This is a genomic window from Grimontia sp. THUN1695 (genome assembly GCF_059704325.2).
This window is the reverse complement of sequence record NZ_AP046576.1, coordinates 667,519-684,406: the sequence shown is the minus strand read 5'-3', so window position 1 is coordinate 684,406 and position 16,888 is coordinate 667,519. Positions and strand designations below refer to the sequence as shown.

The following is a 16,888-nucleotide window of genomic DNA, read 5'->3' as shown; positions in this document are numbered from 1 at the left end:
TGTTTACTCAAAACAGCTGGTCACACGGTTGTTACCTGTACCAGCGCGCACGTTTGTTGGGATGTACTTTGAAAAACGATGGGCAAACTCGCCGCGTTTGGGACGCCCATTTTCCGTCAGCAACGCTGGTTGGGAATAAAATGGACGGGTAAAGATGAGGTGACTGACCGCTGCATAATCGGGCAGCTTCGCATTGAGACTTTCCAGTTCCGATATCGCCGCTTCCGGATTGTCGGTTGCAACAACGGCTGAGAGCGCAGCACACCCATCACCCAATACCACGATCTGGCGTAAATGGGGAAAGGTCATGGCTTCCGCTTCAATCCATTCAGGGCTGATATTTCTGCCAAAAGCAGTAATAAGCAGGTTCTTTTTACGGCCGGTGATATAGAGAAACCCCTCATCATCGAGATACCCCAAATCGCCCGTATGTACGGCACCTGTCAGCGGCATTTCACCGAGATACCCAAGCATGGATGCACCGGAAACCATGATTTCTCCCTGACGTGAGATAGCAACCTGGCAATGCGGCAAAGGCTTACCCACACTACCCGGCCTTTGTTGCTCCGGCGTATTCATGCTCACCACCGAGCCACACTCTGAAAGACCATATCCCTCGTATATGGGAAGCCCCCGTTGTCTGGCAGAAGTGAGCAAGGCCTCCGGTACTTTGGCACCGCCGACAGCAATAAACTTGAGCGAAGAAAGGGAGCCCGGTGAACGCTGCGCCAGTGCTACCAACGCAAGGAGCAGCGCAGGTGTAACAACGAGGCTCTCCGCCTGATACGTGCTGACTGCGGTAGCAAAGCGTTCCGGATCAAACTGGCTGGAGCCGTGTAGCCCGACATCCTCTCCACCCAGCACGATTGACTGCACGCCAAGATACAAAGGCACGTAAAGTCCGGTAATATTTTCAAGTAGGGTGGTCAGCGGCAGTGCGACAAGATGCTTTGAAGGAATGCTGTCTGTAAACTTGCCTTCAAGGCAAAAAGAGGACGCCAGAGATGCTGTCACCGCATTCAGCAACCCAGCTGACAAAGCAACGCCTTTAGGGGTTCCCGTCGAACCGGACGTAAAGGTGATTTTTGCCGCCCCCCTATGCGATACATGGGATGACGAAGGCGTTAGAAAATAACAGGGAAGTCCCGCCAGTTCGTGACAGGGAACAACGTCCGGGCTGCCCCCGTGCCCCACCCACATCTCTGCACCGGACGCCGCTAGCAGGTGAGCCTGCTGAGCTCTCGAGAAAAACGTCGGCACAGGCACGACTGTCACACCGGCAAGCATCGCTGCAAGATCGACCTTCGCCCAGGCGAGGCTGTTTTCCGCATAAAGCGCAATACATGTCACTCCCCATGATGTCAGTGTGTTGCTGAGGTGTTCAATGTCCTGCCACAATGACGAGTAAGTCACGTCAGCACGTTTCCCGTCCACACGCCGACCAATCAGGGCGATGCGGTCTGGCGTGCTTTGCGCATAGTGCTGGATTCGTTGTAATACGCTATCCATGCATACCTCCGTTTTTTCTCCCCTGACCCGGAACAGCCGTAGATTGATTCAGCAATCTCGAGAGCTGTGTGGCTCCCCCAACAAGGTTGCCGGCAGAGACATGAGGCAGGAATGAGTAGTACCTTCCCCAGAGACTTGCCGCATTCTCAACCCGGCAAGCATCTGCACGTTGCAAGGTCACAGGCTGAAGCCCAAAACGGTGCATCAGTGCTTGCAGCGGGCCGGTGGCGGTGAAAATACCCCATTGGTAACCACAAGAGACCAGATATTGCGAAAGATGTGCAAACAGGGTGAGAGAGACGCCACGGGAGAATGATGCCAGTTGCCCAAATTCAATCACTGCACCACGGGGGATGACAGTGCCGAATTGCTGGGAAAGCACCGTTTCAGCAGGAGAGTCGAGATATTGTTCTAGAAACAGGGTCCCCGAATCTGCGGCGCGAAAGCCACACACAGAAAGAAGCACTCCATCACCATCAAGGATGCAGGCAAATGTCGGCATAAATACCAACAAGGTGGCATCAAACGCCAGGGCATAACGTTCCCTGACATAGTGTTCGACGTTTTCCCGGAGAGGATGATGCTCCCCCACGAGTACAAACTCAATTCCATTGATAACCTTGTTCATCGCGCTTACCCCAAATACCAGCGTTATAAACAGGCTATGGAAGTTGTCTTAAGAGAAGCTTAAGAGGTGGAATTTTTTGTTTTCCCCAATCAATCCAGGAGCGCAATGAGAAGCTGTTTTGAACGTTACACACCGTGCAAATACCGCTCAACCAGCGTGAGAAGACAGGAGTATCAATAACATCGGTTCGATAGGTTGCTTTGGTTGTCTGCACTCAACTGGCGGTTTCTTGCCAGGATATCGACGCCTTACCGGTCACTGTGTTTGGTTTAACCGTTAACGAAGGCAATCTGATCCACACTGACAGGCAGCGGCCCGCGTTCACCACCGCATTTTTCGAGGTAAAGGCAAGCCACATTGCAAAGCGCCGCCGGCTTATTCTCCCGGCTCAGTAAAGCCGCCGTATAAATCAAGTCGGCGGTGACGGAGGTTGGTCACTGACCCTTCCGTATTCAGCTGTTTAAGCTTGGTCAGGTCAACGTCGGCAAAAATGATCATTTCGGTGTTGGCGTTGGCTTCCGTTAAAGTGGCGTCGTGCGGGAAATAGATGTCTGACGGCGAGAAAACGGCCGACTGCGCGTACTGGATATCCACGTTGTCGACCCTTGGAAGGTTTCCAACACTGCCACCGATGGCCACATAGCATTCATTTTCAATGGCCCTTGCCTGCGAGCACAGGCGAACACGCTGGTAACCGTTTTTGGTATCGGTCCAGAATGGCACGAATATAATCTGAACTCCTTTTTCGGCCAACATACGGCCCAACTCAGGAAACTCACTGTCATAACAGATGAGGATCCCTACCCGCCCTGCATCGGTGTCGAACACCTCAACATGGTTGCCACCGTCAATCACCCAGTCTTTTTCTTCATGCGGGGTGATATGGATTTTGTACTGGGTGTTGACAGAACCATCCCGCTGCAACAGGTAGGAAACGTTATAGAGCTTCTCCTCTTCGATAACGGGCACACTGCCGGCAATAATGTTGATGTTGTATGTCAGTGCCAGCTGGGAAAACCGCTTTTTGATTTCTTCACTAAACCCGGCCAGAAAGCGGATCGCTTCCACAGAGTTCTGGTCATTTTTGAGCCCCATCAATGGGGCATTAAAAAACTCGGGGAACAAGGCAAAATCAGCTTTATAGTTCGATAACGAAGAGACAAAAAACTCCGCCTGATCGAGAAAGTCTTCAAGATCGCGCATGGCACGCATTTGCCACTGGACAACACCTATCCGCACCAAGGTCTTCTCCACATCGTGGACAGAGTGGATGTCTTCCTCATAAAAGAAGTTGTCCCACTCCAGTAAGGTACCGTAACCATCGGAGGCACTGTCTTCAGGAAGATACCCACGCATAATGCGCTTCACATCAAAATCATTCGCCAACTGGAAGGACAGGATAGGATCGTGCAGCTCTCGGCGTTTCACTTTGTCGATGTATTCCGCCACCGTAAGCTCACCGGCATGCTGGTGGAAATTGGGTATACGTCCCCCGGCGAGGATCGCTTTGTAGTTGTGGGTGCGGCAAAGCTCTTTACGCGCATCATAGAGTCGCCTGCCAAGACGGAGCCCACGGTAATCGGGGTGAACAAACACATCCAGCCCGTACATGGCATCACCAGTAACCTGGTTTTGAATAACGTTATTTTCATCGATGATGTCAGAATAGAGATGGGGCAGGGAAAAGCGGTTGTAATCAACTTTGATGGTCAATGCGGCCCCGACAATTTTTCCGTTGTCTTCAATGCAGATTTGTCCGTCCGGGAACTGATGGATCAGATCCATAATGGTCATTCTCGGCCACGAGCCGCCAACATCATGAAAAACCAGATCCATCAATTCCGCCAATTCGTCATAATCGGTTGGCTCTATGGTTCTGAGTGACAGTATGGGGGTGCTGTTATCCATTCGGGTTATCCATTACCACGTATTGGTGAAACCTTGAGCATGCCACAAGTTCCATCCTCAGGAAAACCCAAAGCGATAACCCGTCAGAAACATCGAGCTTTCAGCTTAATTGGCATGGACAGTGGAGAAAAAGTGGACAGCACGACAATAAGAATAACCTGCGCAACCAGAATTCAACTAAGTAATTGATATTAAATTTTTATTGTGGTGGACATTTTAAGCTAAACCGAGGAGCTGTCTTTTGATTTCGGGGGTTATTTACGGCACACAATAAAAAACGCTCTCCTGTAAAGCATCAGGAGAGCGTGTGATAGAAGGTGATATTTTTGGCCAGTTACGCCGGTTCTGCAGCATCTTCCTGTACACTGGCCAGCGCAGCCGCTTTCTCCGCCTTACGGGATTTATGTTTCTCACGGCCCGCCAGCCACAGAAGGGGAACCACAATCAATGTTGTGCCGACAACCATGAGCATGTCCGGTACCTCCCCAAAAAAGACCAGCCCAACCGCTACGGCACACACAAGACCGCTGTACTCTGCACTGGCAATCTTATTGCTTTCCGCCGCGCGATAAGCAATTACGCAAGTCGCGGCATACACCAGAATAAAGGCGGTCGAGCCAGCGGCGCGCCAAAATAAATCCAGGCTGAAAGGCATCCCTTCATACAACGCCAGGGCAAAGGCCACAGGAATACCTATCAGATTATGCAGCAGCAAGGTTTGCGGTACGGTCTGAACCCGTGGGATTTTTGGGATCAACAAGTTGTTGACCGCCAGGGTTACTGCCACTATCAGTGCCGACATCGCAGCCCAGTTAAATTCCGTTGGGCGCACCAAAATAAGCACACCGACAAACCCCACTACCGCCGCCATAATGGACGATGCAGAGAGCTTTTCACGCAAAAAGATCGCAGCCAATGGAAGCATGATCAAGGGAGCTGCATAAAAGATCGCATTGGCGGTTGCTAGCGGCATGGTTGTTAATGCCACAATGGCAAAAAACACGCCCAACAGCCAGATATGTGCACGCAATGCATGCCATTTAAGTCCTAGCGTCAGGTTTTTTGCCGGTGCCGTTAAACAAAAAGGAAGCAAGATAAGCACAGCAGATACCTGGCGAAACAGCGCAAACTGGAACAGTGCACCGTCAGGGCCACCCTCCATTGTTTTTACCAACGCATCAGAAAACGTGGCGCTGAGATTCCCGATCACCAATAGGGTCATCGCGATCCCGACAGAAATGTTGCGCATACTAACGACCTCCCTCTTGAAAAAAGCTACATAGCTCACAGAACACTCATGGTAGCGACACATTTCCATGACGTATAATGATGATTATTAGTTATTCATGAGTTTTTTAGATAATGAAGCTTCCCCCACTTCGCGCAGTACACTATTTTGAGGCGACCGCCCGGCTGAACAGCTTTTCACGAGCCGCAGAATCGCTGAATGTGACGCAAAGTGCTGTCAGCCACCAAATCCGTGTATTGGAAGATTTTCTGGGGGAATCCTTGTTTGAGCGGCAAGGCCGTAACCTGCATCTAACGGCGGTTGGTCAACGTTATTATGACGATATCAGTGAACCTTTGCAGGCCATTGCCCGTGCCAGCCTGCAAGTTCGGGAAGGGGTCGCAGGGAACCTTCGCCTGGCGGTATTCAGTTCACTGGCGGTGAAATGGCTGATGCCGCAACTGTCAGACTTTCGTGACAAGCATCCGGAGATTGACCTCTCGCTAGAGATGTACGCTCACCAGCCGGATCTTTCAGACAAGATGGGCGATTGTTTTATCACTGACTTTGCGCCGGGAAGAAACTACCAATACGATCTTTTGTATAACGAGTACATTTACCCGGTATGCAGCACCAAAATATGGCAACAAATTAAAGATAAACCTTTACCAGACGCCTTTTGGGAATACCCGTTGTTATCGGTTAGGTCATTGATGGAAAATGACTGGGAGCAGTGGTGTAAAGCAGGTGGGTTTGACATGCCAGACAATGTAAAAATCCATACCTTCAGCCATATGCTGCTGGCGACGGAAGCCGCACGCTATTCCCACGGTATCACCCTTTTGAATCACTATTTCATGAACGAAATTGACCGTGAACAACTCGTCCGTATTCCTCTCCATGAGATCCCAACCGGCGACAGCCTGTATTTTGTGTATAAAAAGCACCGTGCCAGACAGCCAGAAATCCTGAAACTGGGCCGCTGGTTGCAGCAAATCGCAGCAGCAGATGAGGCGGCATTCTGACATACCAGTTCCGCCCCTTCCCATTGTATAGGCAAGGCAACGTTGTCACATTCTGAAACAGGCAGTTATCCCCAGGCAATTTGTTAGATGCGTCTAAACTGAAACAGGCATTAATGCCTCATACTACTTTATATTGGTTAACCAGAACACTCGGAGTGCACCCAGGGGGGCAATTTGTGCAACGACTTGAAAAGGATGTCATATTGAAACTGGTACATTTCGCACTTCTGTTTGGCAGCATTGGTTTAATGTCATGCAGTGGTTCCCCCAAAAACCTGGCCGAGTCCAAACACGCGAGCTACCAACTCGGTTATCAGGCAAGCTCCCCCCTTGCAACCTATTTTGAACGCCTGCGCAAAGAGGGGAACCATGAGACGTTGACCGGATTTCACTCACTCGGTAGTGGTGATGATGCGCTGTTGGCACGCATCGCTTTGATTGAAAGCGCCACACATACACTGGACTTGCAGTACTATATTTTCGGTGATGATGAAACCAGCCAAATCGTGACATGGCGTCTATACGAAGCCGCGCAGCGTGGTGTCCGGATACGGTTGCTGCTGGATGATATGCAGCGCAGAGATGATACGGTGATGGCCCGCCTCAGCATGCATCCCAATATCGAAATTCGCCTCTTCAATCCCCACCTGCTCAGAATATCCCGTCCGCTTTCTTTCCTTCACAGTTTTTCACGCCTGAACCACCGCATGCACAATAAATCCATTACGGCAGACGGCGTAGCGGCTATCGTGGGTGGCAGGAACATTGGCAATGAATATTTTTCGTTCGCTAACCAAGTCGAGTTTGGTGATTTTGATCTTTTGCTCGTTGGGCCAGTGGTGACACAAACTGCCTCTCAGTTTGATTTGTACTGGAACAGCGAGCACACGGTGCCTGTCAACGCATTGGTCTCTCTATCAGACAAAGAGCGACAAGCCCCACTCTCCACCCTCTTCGATACTGATGCGTTGGCAGTCCCCTTTAAAAATGGCGACTACGACATCACCCAGCTTGCCTTGTTTGAACACCTGAAACAGGGCACATTGACCCTTCACTGGGGAAACGCCACGCTCTGGTTTGATTTGCCGGAAAAGGTAGATACCCGCAAAAGTGACCTGGCGGAAAAATTGGCGAATCGTCTTTTCAATGCCAGTGACTCCATTGTGTTAGTCTCCCCCTACTTCGTTCCCACGAAGGCCGGTACACAAGCCCTGATAGACGCTGCAAGGAGAGGGGTCGATATCACCATAGTGACCAATAGCCTGGCATCAAACGATGTCTTCGCCGTGCATGGATGGTATGCCAAATACCGCAAAGAATTACTGGAAAATGGTATTACGCTGTGGGAGATGAAAGCCAGCGCTGAACTCAAACGGCAATGGAGTTTAATTGGCAGCAAGCGCGCCAGCCTGCATGCAAAGTTTATTGCGATAGATAACACAGACATCATCGTAGGCTCAATGAACTGGGATCCCCGCTCAGTAAACCTCAACACAGAGATGGCCGTTGTAATAGAGACGCCAGAGTACTCCGCACAAGTTGTCGACAGGTTAAATGCTATATTGCCTGGTGGCGCATTAAAGGTTGAGCTTCAAAACGGCGAGCTGGTTTGGCGTGACCCCGCGACAGGCAGTATCTACGACAGTGAACCCGAAGCCAGCATTTGGAAACGGATGGGTGCATGGCTTGCCGGTATTTTGCCTATAGAAGGGTTGCTTTAGGGGGGAGGAATAAAGCCTCATACCAAAACGTATCGGGCCGCTCTGCTCTGGCACGTTTCTGTCGGGTGGACGACACTTGTTGCCAAGTGTCGTCTCCCTAAGAACCGTACGTGCAACTTTCACTGCATACGGCTCAAGCCTCCACAAAGGCATCGTTTGATACCCAGCAACTTATAACGCAGCCAGAGCAGGATCGTTCCAAGTGTTGCGAACTAGCCTTTTGGACTTTCTCTTTGCCAAGTATTCTTGGTATTCAGGGTCAAAAGGTGTTGCTGCACTTCGGATTTTCACATGTCTCTCGATAGGCACTTTGGCTATTTGGAAGAGATTGAACTGGCAATCCATACCTGAGATCTTCTGCCAACCGTGAAATTGCCACTGGCCTTTCCGATTGATGAAGTATTTAAGCGCGATCCACGTTTTAGATTTTGTTGGATGACGCCTTTTTGCCCAGTGCCATAGCGCATGGAATTGTAACCCTCCCCATTTTAGTGACAGTCTAAATTAGAGCTTTTCCTGCTTTCATACTTAGCCAGATATTCCCAAGGGGTTAGGTCATTGAGAGAGTCATGCGGTCTCTCGTTGTTGTATTCCTTCATCCAGTTTTCGGTGATTTCTCGGACTTCGGACAGCGTTTTAAAAACATACATGTCGAGAACTTCAGTTCGATAGGTTCGGTTAAAGCGTTCAATGTATGAATTTTCTGTTGGCTTGCCTGGTCGGATAAATTCAAGCTCAACGCGGTTCTCTTCCGCCCACTCGGCCAATGCCGTTGAGACAAACTCAGGGCCGTTGTCCATGCGTAGTTTTTGAGGCGCACCGCGCCAAGCAATAATACGCTCTAGGACTCGGATAACTCTCGGTGCGGGGAGGTTCAAGTCCACTTCAATGGCCAACACTTCTCGATTGAAGTCATCAACAACGTTGAAGGTGCGAAAACGCCGGCCACAGACAAGGGCATCGCTCATAAAGTCGATAGACCAACAACTGTTCGCCCAATCAGGACAACAAAGCGGCACTGGTTCTCGCTTAGGGAGGCGTTTCTTACCCTTTCGCCTCAAATTGAGTTTTAGCGAACAATACACGCGATATACCCGTTTATGGTTCCATGCGTGCCCCCAACGTTTAAGGACTTTAAAGAGTTTTCCAAAGCCATACGCAGGGTAACGTTCTACTGCTTCCTGCAGCTTGGCAATGACTTCATCATCACGATGCGGGTCAGGACGATACCGATACACTGAATCACTGATGCCAACCACGCGGCAGGCCATCCTTAAGCTGGCCTGAAAGTGTTGCCGAACGTATTCCACAAGTTCACGTTTAACCGCTGGCGTTACAGCTTTTTTTCTAAGATATCTTTGACAATACGATGCTCGAGGCTGAGATCTGCAAACATCTGTTTGAGCCTTCGATTTTCGTCCTCTAGCTCTTTCAGTCGTTTAACATCAGAAGCTTCCATGCCGCCGTACTTGGATTTCCAGTTGTAGTAAGTTGCATCGGAAATGCCGTATTCACGGCAGACTTCGTTCACTTTTCGACCCGCTTCCACTTCTTTGAGGATCTTGACGATTTGCGATTCCGTGTAGCGTGATTTTTTCATCAGACGTTCTCCGTTCGTTTCAGTGTAAACGGAAAAACTCTAATTGCTAATGACCCGCTTTTCGGGGAGGGTTACAGAATAGTTTACAGCCTACATATCCGAACACCTGTTTCGCGACGCAGTGCCGATAGTAATTCGACCACCCCCTGAGCTTCGGATTTATCAGTTTGATAAGATTATTCACAGGTAGAGTTACGTGCGTTTTGATGAGTTCGCGCAGATTACTTAAGAACAACAGCGTATTGGATTTGCTCGGTTTAATGAGCAGTTTTCCTTTGTACTTCCGATGGTTAAAACCCAAGAAGTCAAAGCCATCGTTGATGTGAGTGATGTGCGTTTTCTCTTCGGATAGCGTTAAGCCCCTTGCCGCCAAGAAGTCAGCAATCAACGGTTTTATATCGTTCTCCAGCACTTCCTTTGAAGCGCAAGTGACGACAAAATCGTCGGCGTACCCAATAAAGTTGGCTCTAGCTCCCCTTTTAAGGGCAGTGGATTTGATGAGCTGCTCAAGACCTGCGAGCGTCATTAACATCAGGGTGGGGGAGATGATCCCGCCTTGCGGTGTGCCCTCGTCGGTACGATAAAACAGCCCTTTATCCATAAAGCCAGACTTTAGCCATTGTTCCAACATCCGCTTGTCTACGGCGATGTTATCAAGAAGCCACTGATGACCGATTTTGTCAAAACAGGCTTTGATATCGCCTTCGAGCACCCATTGGGCTGATCTCTTTAGCGCCAGACACTTGAAGCACTGATCGACAGCGTCAGTCGTGCTGCGGTTTGGTCTAAATCCATAGCTGTTGGGGTCGGCAAGTGTTTCTGACACGGGCTCCAGTGCAAGTTAGGTGGAGTGCTTGCTGCGCTCTGTCTATCACCAGCGGTCGAAGTTTACCGTTCTTTTTGGGGATGTAGATACGCTTGAGCGGCTTAGCTGTGTATGCCTTTCTGCTTAACTGATTGACGGCTTTCATGCGGCGAGCATCTGTGTTCCAGATGATGCCGTCTATTCCAGGCGTTTTGCTGCCTTTGTTTTTCGACACTCTTTTCACAGCAAGGAGTTTTGCTGAACGAGAGTGCGTCAGTAACCATTGCAGGGCTTTCGCCTTGCCGTGCTTACCTTCCCTCATTGCCTTTGCAATACGCATCTGAAGCTTTAATACGTGCGCTTCAACGGATTTCCAGTCGATTGACTGCCATTGAGCACTGTCAGGAGAGGCACTAATCTCTTTTGAAATCATCATTTGCGTTTCTCCTTGAATAAAGTTCTTCGAATTCTCTCGCAACGGGAGACCAGTCGGAAGTGGGCGCACTTTCGTGCTCAGACATGAGTCTGTATCTGCATCATTACAATGCAGCTTTGGCTTTTTCCGACCTCCTCTACCTGCATCACTATCGGCTATGTAGGCTTTCCCAGAGGGAGTGATACAGGCTTACCGTGTTCCGTATGTCGCGCAATGTCAGGTTAGATGCCCGCTATAGTGCGGAGAGTGCAATGATCACGAAAGAGCATGGGGCAATCTCTTTCCGACTCTCGTGCCTTTTGGCTACAGCGTGTTAACCACTTCCGCTGTTTCATCGAATAACGCACCTTGCGCGGATTCACTTACATTCATCATACTGACTACCTAGCACTCACCCAATTTGTGGTTATCAGGAGGATCATCCCCTCGCGGTTCCTATCCCGATTGGTCTATGACCACTCTTCGTTACATTGTCAGAGCCGCTACTTTATTCAGGCTCCTAGGTTCATCTGGTGATACAGATGGTTCACTCGTTAAGCGGTGAACAGCGCTTCATACGACTTCACGTCGCACGCCCCCTTTCAAGTTAGAAATATCGTTAATGAACGCCTTGTTATTATAGGTTTGCCCTACACTTTTTCTAATCTGAATTATGTCAGCAGTCACCGTCCAATATTTGAATCGTTTTACTTAGAACTCAAAATCTTCCCACAATTTTCGAACTAGGCTATTAGGGTCATTGACCTGTTTCGATTTAACATCAAATTGCATTGTTGGTCGTTCCGCTAAGTTGTATGGAGACCAATCAGCTTTGCTTGTCTTGATGAATGTAAGCCATTGGTTATGCATGGTGTTAATAAGTTCAATCGGAGGTTGTGAGCCGACAAATCTTTTTGCTTGTTCATTGTCAGTGGTATTAAATACAAAAGGCACGTCAACAAAGTGTGCGGCTCCTAAATGACCATCAAATGCAGGTGACATCCAAGAAAAGTTATAATGCCAAACTTTGTTGTCGTTTTTAGTTAACTGTTGAGCAATGTGCAGTGCTGGCATTCTAAACGTAAAGTCAGATTGGATGTCGGCAAAAGTGTCGCCAATAGATTTTCCATTGCCTTTTGTTGAATACACATCAGCAGGGCTACCTTTCAATGACAAGTCAGACAATAATAGCGACTTGGTTTCTTCGGATGTATTATTAACGGCACCACTTGGTACTAGGTACAGTCGTGACTCTTGATCGGTGCTACCAACGATAACCGGAATAGAAGGAGAAGCTTTAGCGAGATCTTTCATTGGAGACTCGACAATGATATCGCCATCAACAACGGGCAAAAATGCGGTGCCTCCCCATGATATCATTCCCCATTCATTGCGATCTTGTATAGTATGACTCATATCAATAACGTTCTTAACTAATTCAGGAAATGGAATGGTCGATAAGCCTTCAACGGTGGCTGGAATATTCAGTTTTTTGGCATAGCTTTGTGTTATTTTCTGAGCTTCTTTCTGAGTTAAAAATGCCATTGGAGGACTTTGCATAATGGCTTTCTGGAATAGGCCTTCTGCTTTTTCGGTACCTAATAAAATGGCAACACTTTCTGCCCCGGCTGATTGACCTGCGACTGTCACTTGGCTAGGGTCTCCACCAAAATCTTCGATGTTATTTTGTACCCATTTAAGAGCCATGATTTGATCAAGAATGCCGCGATTATCCGGTGCGCCCTCAAGGTGCATAAAACCATCAACGCCTACTCGATAATTGACCGTTACAACAATCACATCATTCTGAGCAAAGCTCGTTCCGTCGTAGGCTAACTCTGCTGCATCTTCTCGGATGAATGCGCCGCCAGGGATCCACACCATGACTGGCAGCTTTTTATTTGATAGCTTGTTGTTGGTAGCAACGGCGCTCGTAGGTGTCCAAATGTTCAGAGTTAGAGCATCGGGAGCCCCCACCAAGGTGGTGTTCTTATCTCGGCTAGGCTGTGGGACAGGTTGACCTGCTTTTGTTGCATCTAATACTCCGTTCCAAGTTTCGTATGCTTGCGGTGCTTGAAATCGGCGATCTGCCGTAAAAGGGTTTTTGGCATACGGAACGTCATAAAATGTACTCACGCCATCATGGTTGATTCCCATAAGTTTACCAGACTTAATGCTTACTACCCTTGAGCTTTCAGAATTTTGAGTCTGGGCAAATAGTATATTACTTTGAATCAAACCTGCACTGAGGCATGCGACTAGCATAATTGTTTTTTTCATTTTATTCGGCTCCGTATCGGAATATAAGGTCAGTATAAATCCTAGTTTGAAGTTGATATATACCCATTCAACTTGAAGATGCAGGATTGAGCACTTGAAAATTATCATTTATACGAGACGCTAAAGAGCCTGCGATTTGTGGAAGGATCACAGTGAAAAATCGGCCAATAGCCGCTTCAAAATCCCGTTTACTTTTGAAGTAGACATTGTTCCTTACCTGCTCGTTCATCACTTTCCAAAGCCGTTCTATCGGATTGAGGTTGGGACTGTAGGGCGGTAAATGCGTATTCCGATTTACTTGAACAGCCATTCCGGTTTTATTTGAACACCTCAGATCAACGCATCGTTGGCTAACCGATTTTTAACTTAAGTGTTCAAGTGGCGTCAACGGTCGCCAGTATTTTCCTCATTGACTCTCCTTTCAGTTTTATCCGGTGTGCATTGTGCATCAGGCGATCGAGGATGGCATCGGCCAACGTGTTATCACCGATGGATTGATACCATTGGTCGGTGGGGAGTTGGCTGATGAGGAGGGTTGAGCTACTGCCATGGCGGTCATCCATGATCTCCATCAGGTCGTTGCGCTGCGCGGCTTTTAGCGGTTCTAGTCCCCAGTCGTCCAGGATGAGCAGGTTGAGTTTAGCCAGGCTTTTCAGCTTCTTGCTGTAAGTGCCATCGGCTTTGGCCTGGGTGAGTTCCATGAGCAGACGACTCACCCGGTAGTATTTCACCGTGTAGCCTTTCAGGCAGGCGGTGTTAGCAAGCGCACAGGCGATATAGGTTTTCCCGGTGCCGCATGGCCCGGTCAGTAACAGGTTTTGCTGCCGCTGTAGCCAGTCGCATTGAAGCAACCCTGTCATGACACTTTTTTGCAGGCCGCGCGGGTGCTGATAATCGATGTCCTGGGCGGTTGCCGCAAGTTTTAGTTGGGCCTGTCTGAGCAGGCGCTGTTGTTTACGGTTATCCCGTTCATGGATTTCCTGGTCGGCCAGCAGTTGCAGCCGCTCAGCGAAGCAGAGGTCCTGATACTGGCCCGGTTGTTCGAGTTGCTGGCTCAATGCTTTTGCCATGCCACTCAGTTTGAGTTGGTGCAGTTGGGAGAGTGTGGTGTTTACCATGGGTTTTCTCCTTAATGGAAGCTCTGTGGGCCACGGATATTTTCGTGGTGCTGAGGGAGTGTCAGTGTTTCCTGGCTGGATTCACTGATGAGCTTGTCCTGATTACTGTTTAAGATGTCTTTGAGCTGTTGCAGGCGATAGAGCTGATGTTGATTAGCCAGTTTACAGGCGGTATTGAGCCGCTGCGGTGGATACTGGCTGGCTAATCGCAATGCGCCCAGACAGACGCGGAACGCCTGCTGTGGATGCGGTTTGCGTTTAAGCTGCGCTTTTACCCAGACAAGCACGTCATCGCCGATGTCCTTCGCCCAGTTCATCAGACTGCCCTCACTGACTTTGTGGTAATGCTGGTGCTGTACAGGCATGTGCTGCGGTGTAGTGGTAAACCCGTAGCGGTCATTACGGGGGTGGCTGGCAACGCATTTACCCTGGAAGTAGATTTGCACTAAGCGCGGCTTCGCGTGAAGCTCAACCCGCTCACCAACCAGTTGATGCGGTACTGAGTAAAGATGGCTCTCATACTGCACATGGTAATCAATGTTCACTTTAGCCTGGCGGATGTCAGTGTATTCATAGGCATGACACGGTAGCGGTTTTAAGGCGGGTTTATCCAGTTCGTCGAACCACTGCTGACGGGTTCCAGCCATTTGTTTGAAGGGCTTACTGTTTACTTCTATCAGTAACGCGCTGATGCACTGATTCAGCTCATACAGTGAGAAGAAAGTGTGATGGCGAAGCCGGGCTAATATCCAGCGCTCAATGATTTGTACACCCACTTCGGCCTTGGCTTTATCCTTCGGCTTATACGGTCTGGCCGGCACGATGGCCGTATCATAGTGAGCCGCCAGTTGCTGATAGGCCGGGTTGATATCTGGGTCGCTTTTACAGGCTTTGGTGACGGCACTTTTTAAGTTGTCCGGCACCACCATAGTGGGGACGCCACCGAGATAGTCAAAGGCCCGAACGTGGCTGCCCAGCCAGTCTTGTATACCTTGCGTCCAGGTCGCTTCGGCGAAGTAATAGCTGCTCGCTCCCATGGCCGCCACGAAGATTTGGGCGTGCCGGATCTCGCCAGTCTGTGGATTCACAACAGGCATGGTTTGCCCTGCGTAATCGACGAACAAGACGTCACCTGCCCGGTGATGCTGACGCATGGAGCGGCGCTGTTTCTTCAGCCAGTGCAGATAGCGGTCGCAGAACTGGGAATAACTGTAACAGCGGTTGGGGTATTGCTGAGTGTATTCCTCCCACAACAGCAGCTTCGTCACGCCCTTACGGCTTAGTTGCTTACGTAAGTCTGCCCAATCCGGCTCTTGGAATCGCTTGGCATGGCGGGTATCGGCTTGCGGATAAAAGCAGCGGGCCAACTGCGCATCATCCAGTTCACCCGGCAGTGGCCAGGATAAGTTCATGCTCTTGGCTTTGCTGAGCAGTGTTTGAATACTACCGACACTGACTTTGGTGCTGCGGTGGATCTCTCGGATACTCAATCCTGCCGAGAAATGCAGCCTTAAAACCTCTCTGATTTTACGCATTGTGATCCTTTTCAAACCTACCCCTCACTCGCCAACGAAAAGTCAGTGGTTAAGTTATCAAATTAATTGTTATTTCAATGCGTTGAGAAAATTCCGGTGTACTTGAACACCGATTCCGGAAATGAGCACAAAACTGTACTAAATAAATCCGGAATCAGAGTTCAAATGATTCCAGAATAGGTGTTCAAGTGTTTCCGGAATTACTGTTCAGATCCGGCCGGAATACGCACGGTAAATAGTGAAGCTCGATATTCAGCACAAAGGCGGCGTCTTTTACTAAGTCGCTTCGGTGATACCCTGCACCATCCAGAATGAGGTGGAGCTTATGCGTCAGTGGGTAGCTTTCTCTCAGCTTGCACAAAAACCTAACGATGTTTTCGCTGTTGATGCTCTCGTAATTATCGATAACAGTGCGGCCAATCTCAGAGAGATTTAATGCCCCCACAATGTTGAGGCGACTGCGGCTTCCCGTGGTTTCAATCGCTTTGTCCTGCCCAGTACGTATCCAGCCATGAGAGAGTTTGGTGGCCTGAGTGGGATGAACCGCATCCATGAACAGGATAGTTTCCTCTTTGCCGCAGCTCGACTTAAGTGCCTTGTAGGCTTCGACAAATTCTTGCTGTTTAGCCTCATCAAACCTGTGAGGGACACCTTTAGGCTTTTTATAGCTAAAACCGTGGTGATGCAGCCACTTGTTCATGCCAGCGACGGTATAGCAGACGCCGAATTGCGCCAGAACATAGGCAACAATCTGGTGAGTATGGTGATAGGTCACCTCTGTTAAGTGCTCGATGAGCGCCATCGTCTGTGAAGCCGATAAGCCACTGCTGGACCCACCATTTTCAGGTTTGAGTTTCTCGGACTGCGCGTAATCGTGAAGGTGACGGAGAACGGTGGTTTCGTGAATACGCAAGGCTTGAGAAATCATGGCAGTACTCCAACCTTCAGAAGCAAGCAGTACCGCTTTAATACGGTCACGCACTCGACCATCACGCGTTTTATCGTGCTGGTTTTCGAGTTCATGTTTTTGCTTGTAGGTCAGAGTCACTTTCATGGGGCGTAGCATGATCCTCATATCGATGAAAATCAAGCATCTTCAATGATCACGGGTATATT

10 protein-coding genes and 4 pseudogenes are annotated in these 16,888 nt (G+C 49.3%); 2 read left to right on the top strand and 12 right to left on the bottom strand.

Features of this window, described 5'->3' with window-relative positions; translation table 11 throughout:
* Positions 1 to 3: 3 nt before the first annotated feature.
* The 4 genes from AC6IB1_RS03175 to AC6IB1_RS03160 form a co-directional block, all read right to left on the bottom strand.
* The gene (locus AC6IB1_RS03175) at positions 4 to 1,509 is read right to left on the bottom strand and encodes an AMP-binding protein (protein WP_497566319.1); all 1,506 of its coding nucleotides are present in this window, start codon (positions 1,507 to 1,509) and stop codon (positions 4 to 6) included.
* Positions 1,502 to 2,137 carry a thermostable hemolysin gene (locus tag AC6IB1_RS03170; protein ID WP_497566318.1) on the bottom strand — a complete coding sequence of 212 codons (636 nt, stop codon included), beginning with the start codon at positions 2,135 to 2,137 and terminating at the stop codon, positions 1,502 to 1,504. The genes AC6IB1_RS03175 and AC6IB1_RS03170 overlap by 8 nt, the downstream gene beginning before the upstream one ends.
* Before the next feature lie 375 nt (positions 2,138 to 2,512).
* Positions 2,513 to 4,045: a GNAT family N-acetyltransferase gene (locus tag AC6IB1_RS03165; protein ID WP_497566317.1), complete on the bottom strand. Its 1,533-nt coding sequence runs from the start codon at positions 4,043 to 4,045 to the stop codon at positions 2,513 to 2,515.
* 334 nt (positions 4,046 to 4,379) lie between these two features.
* On the bottom strand, positions 4,380 to 5,294 hold the full coding sequence (locus AC6IB1_RS03160; protein WP_497566316.1) for a DMT family transporter: 915 nt from the start codon (positions 5,292 to 5,294) through the stop codon (positions 4,380 to 4,382).
* Between the two features lie 113 nt (positions 5,295 to 5,407).
* On the opposite strand from AC6IB1_RS03160, the gene AC6IB1_RS03155 reads away from it, so the two are divergent.
* Together AC6IB1_RS03155 and AC6IB1_RS03150 are read left to right on the top strand one after the other, a co-directional pair.
* Positions 5,408 to 6,298, top strand: coding sequence for a LysR substrate-binding domain-containing protein (locus tag AC6IB1_RS03155; protein WP_497566315.1), 891 nt, complete (start codon positions 5,408 to 5,410; stop codon positions 6,296 to 6,298).
* 248 nt (positions 6,299 to 6,546) lie between these two features.
* On the top strand, positions 6,547 to 8,019 hold the full coding sequence (locus AC6IB1_RS03150) for a phospholipase D-like domain-containing protein (RefSeq protein ID WP_497566693.1): 1,473 nt from the start codon (positions 6,547 to 6,549) through the stop codon (positions 8,017 to 8,019).
* A 171-nt stretch (positions 8,020 to 8,190) separates the two neighbouring features.
* On the opposite strand, the pseudogene AC6IB1_RS03145 reads toward AC6IB1_RS03150, so the two are convergent.
* From AC6IB1_RS03145 to AC6IB1_RS03110, 8 genes and pseudogenes are all read right to left on the bottom strand, one after another.
* Positions 8,191 to 8,490 (bottom strand): annotated as a pseudogene (locus AC6IB1_RS03145) (group II intron reverse transcriptase/maturase); the annotation flags it as partial.
* A 17-nt stretch (positions 8,491 to 8,507) separates the two neighbouring features.
* Positions 8,508 to 9,619, bottom strand: a protein-coding gene (locus AC6IB1_RS03140; RefSeq protein WP_497566314.1) for an IS3 family transposase whose coding sequence is annotated in 2 segments (ribosomal slippage) — positions 8,508 to 9,367 and positions 9,367 to 9,619 — 1,113 coding nt in all. Because the reading frame shifts where the segments join, the coding sequence is not laid out codon by codon here.
* A gap of 76 nt (positions 9,620 to 9,695) precedes the next feature.
* Positions 9,696 to 10,860: pseudogene (ltrA, locus tag AC6IB1_RS03135) on the bottom strand (group II intron reverse transcriptase/maturase); the annotation flags it as partial.
* Between the two features lie 690 nt (positions 10,861 to 11,550).
* Positions 11,551 to 13,107 (bottom strand): carboxylesterase family protein, encoded by a 1,557-nt coding sequence (locus AC6IB1_RS03130; protein ID WP_497566692.1) that lies wholly within the window; start codon positions 13,105 to 13,107, stop codon positions 11,551 to 11,553.
* 79 nt (positions 13,108 to 13,186) lie between these two features.
* Positions 13,187 to 13,402, bottom strand: a pseudogene (locus AC6IB1_RS03125) (transposase); the annotation flags it as partial.
* Between the two features lie 91 nt (positions 13,403 to 13,493).
* Positions 13,494 to 14,237, bottom strand: coding sequence for an IS21-like element helper ATPase IstB (gene istB / locus AC6IB1_RS03120; protein ID WP_497566252.1), 744 nt, complete (start codon positions 14,235 to 14,237; stop codon positions 13,494 to 13,496).
* 11 nt (positions 14,238 to 14,248) lie between these two features.
* The gene (istA, locus tag AC6IB1_RS03115) at positions 14,249 to 15,772 is read right to left on the bottom strand and encodes an IS21 family transposase (RefSeq protein WP_497566251.1); all 1,524 of its coding nucleotides are present in this window, start codon (positions 15,770 to 15,772) and stop codon (positions 14,249 to 14,251) included.
* A 205-nt stretch (positions 15,773 to 15,977) separates the two neighbouring features.
* Positions 15,978 to 16,826, bottom strand: a pseudogene (locus AC6IB1_RS03110) (IS630 family transposase); the annotation flags it as partial.
* Between the last annotated feature and the right edge of the window lie 62 nt (positions 16,827 to 16,888).

Bases quoted from the DNA above. Each gene is read 5' to 3' on its own strand.
- AC6IB1_RS03175 (WP_497566319.1), bottom strand. From the start codon at position 1,509: ATGGATAGCGTATTACAACGAATCCAGCACTATGCGCAAAGCACGCCA.
- AC6IB1_RS03170 (WP_497566318.1), bottom strand. From the start codon at position 2,137: ATGAACAAGGTTATCAATGGAATTGAGTTTGTACTCGTGGGGGAGCAT.
- AC6IB1_RS03165 (WP_497566317.1), bottom strand. From the start codon at position 4,045: ATGGATAACAGCACCCCCATACTGTCACTCAGAACCATAGAGCCAACC.
- AC6IB1_RS03160 (WP_497566316.1), bottom strand. From the start codon at position 5,294: ATGCGCAACATTTCTGTCGGGATCGCGATGACCCTATTGGTGATCGGG.
- AC6IB1_RS03155 (WP_497566315.1), top strand. From the start codon at position 5,408: ATGAAGCTTCCCCCACTTCGCGCAGTACACTATTTTGAGGCGACCGCC.
- AC6IB1_RS03150 (WP_497566693.1), top strand. From the start codon at position 6,547: ATGTCATGCAGTGGTTCCCCCAAAAACCTGGCCGAGTCCAAACACGCG.
- istB (WP_497566252.1), bottom strand. From the start codon at position 14,237: ATGGTAAACACCACACTCTCCCAACTGCACCAACTCAAACTGAGTGGC.
- istA (WP_497566251.1), bottom strand. From the start codon at position 15,772: ATGCGTAAAATCAGAGAGGTTTTAAGGCTGCATTTCTCGGCAGGATTG.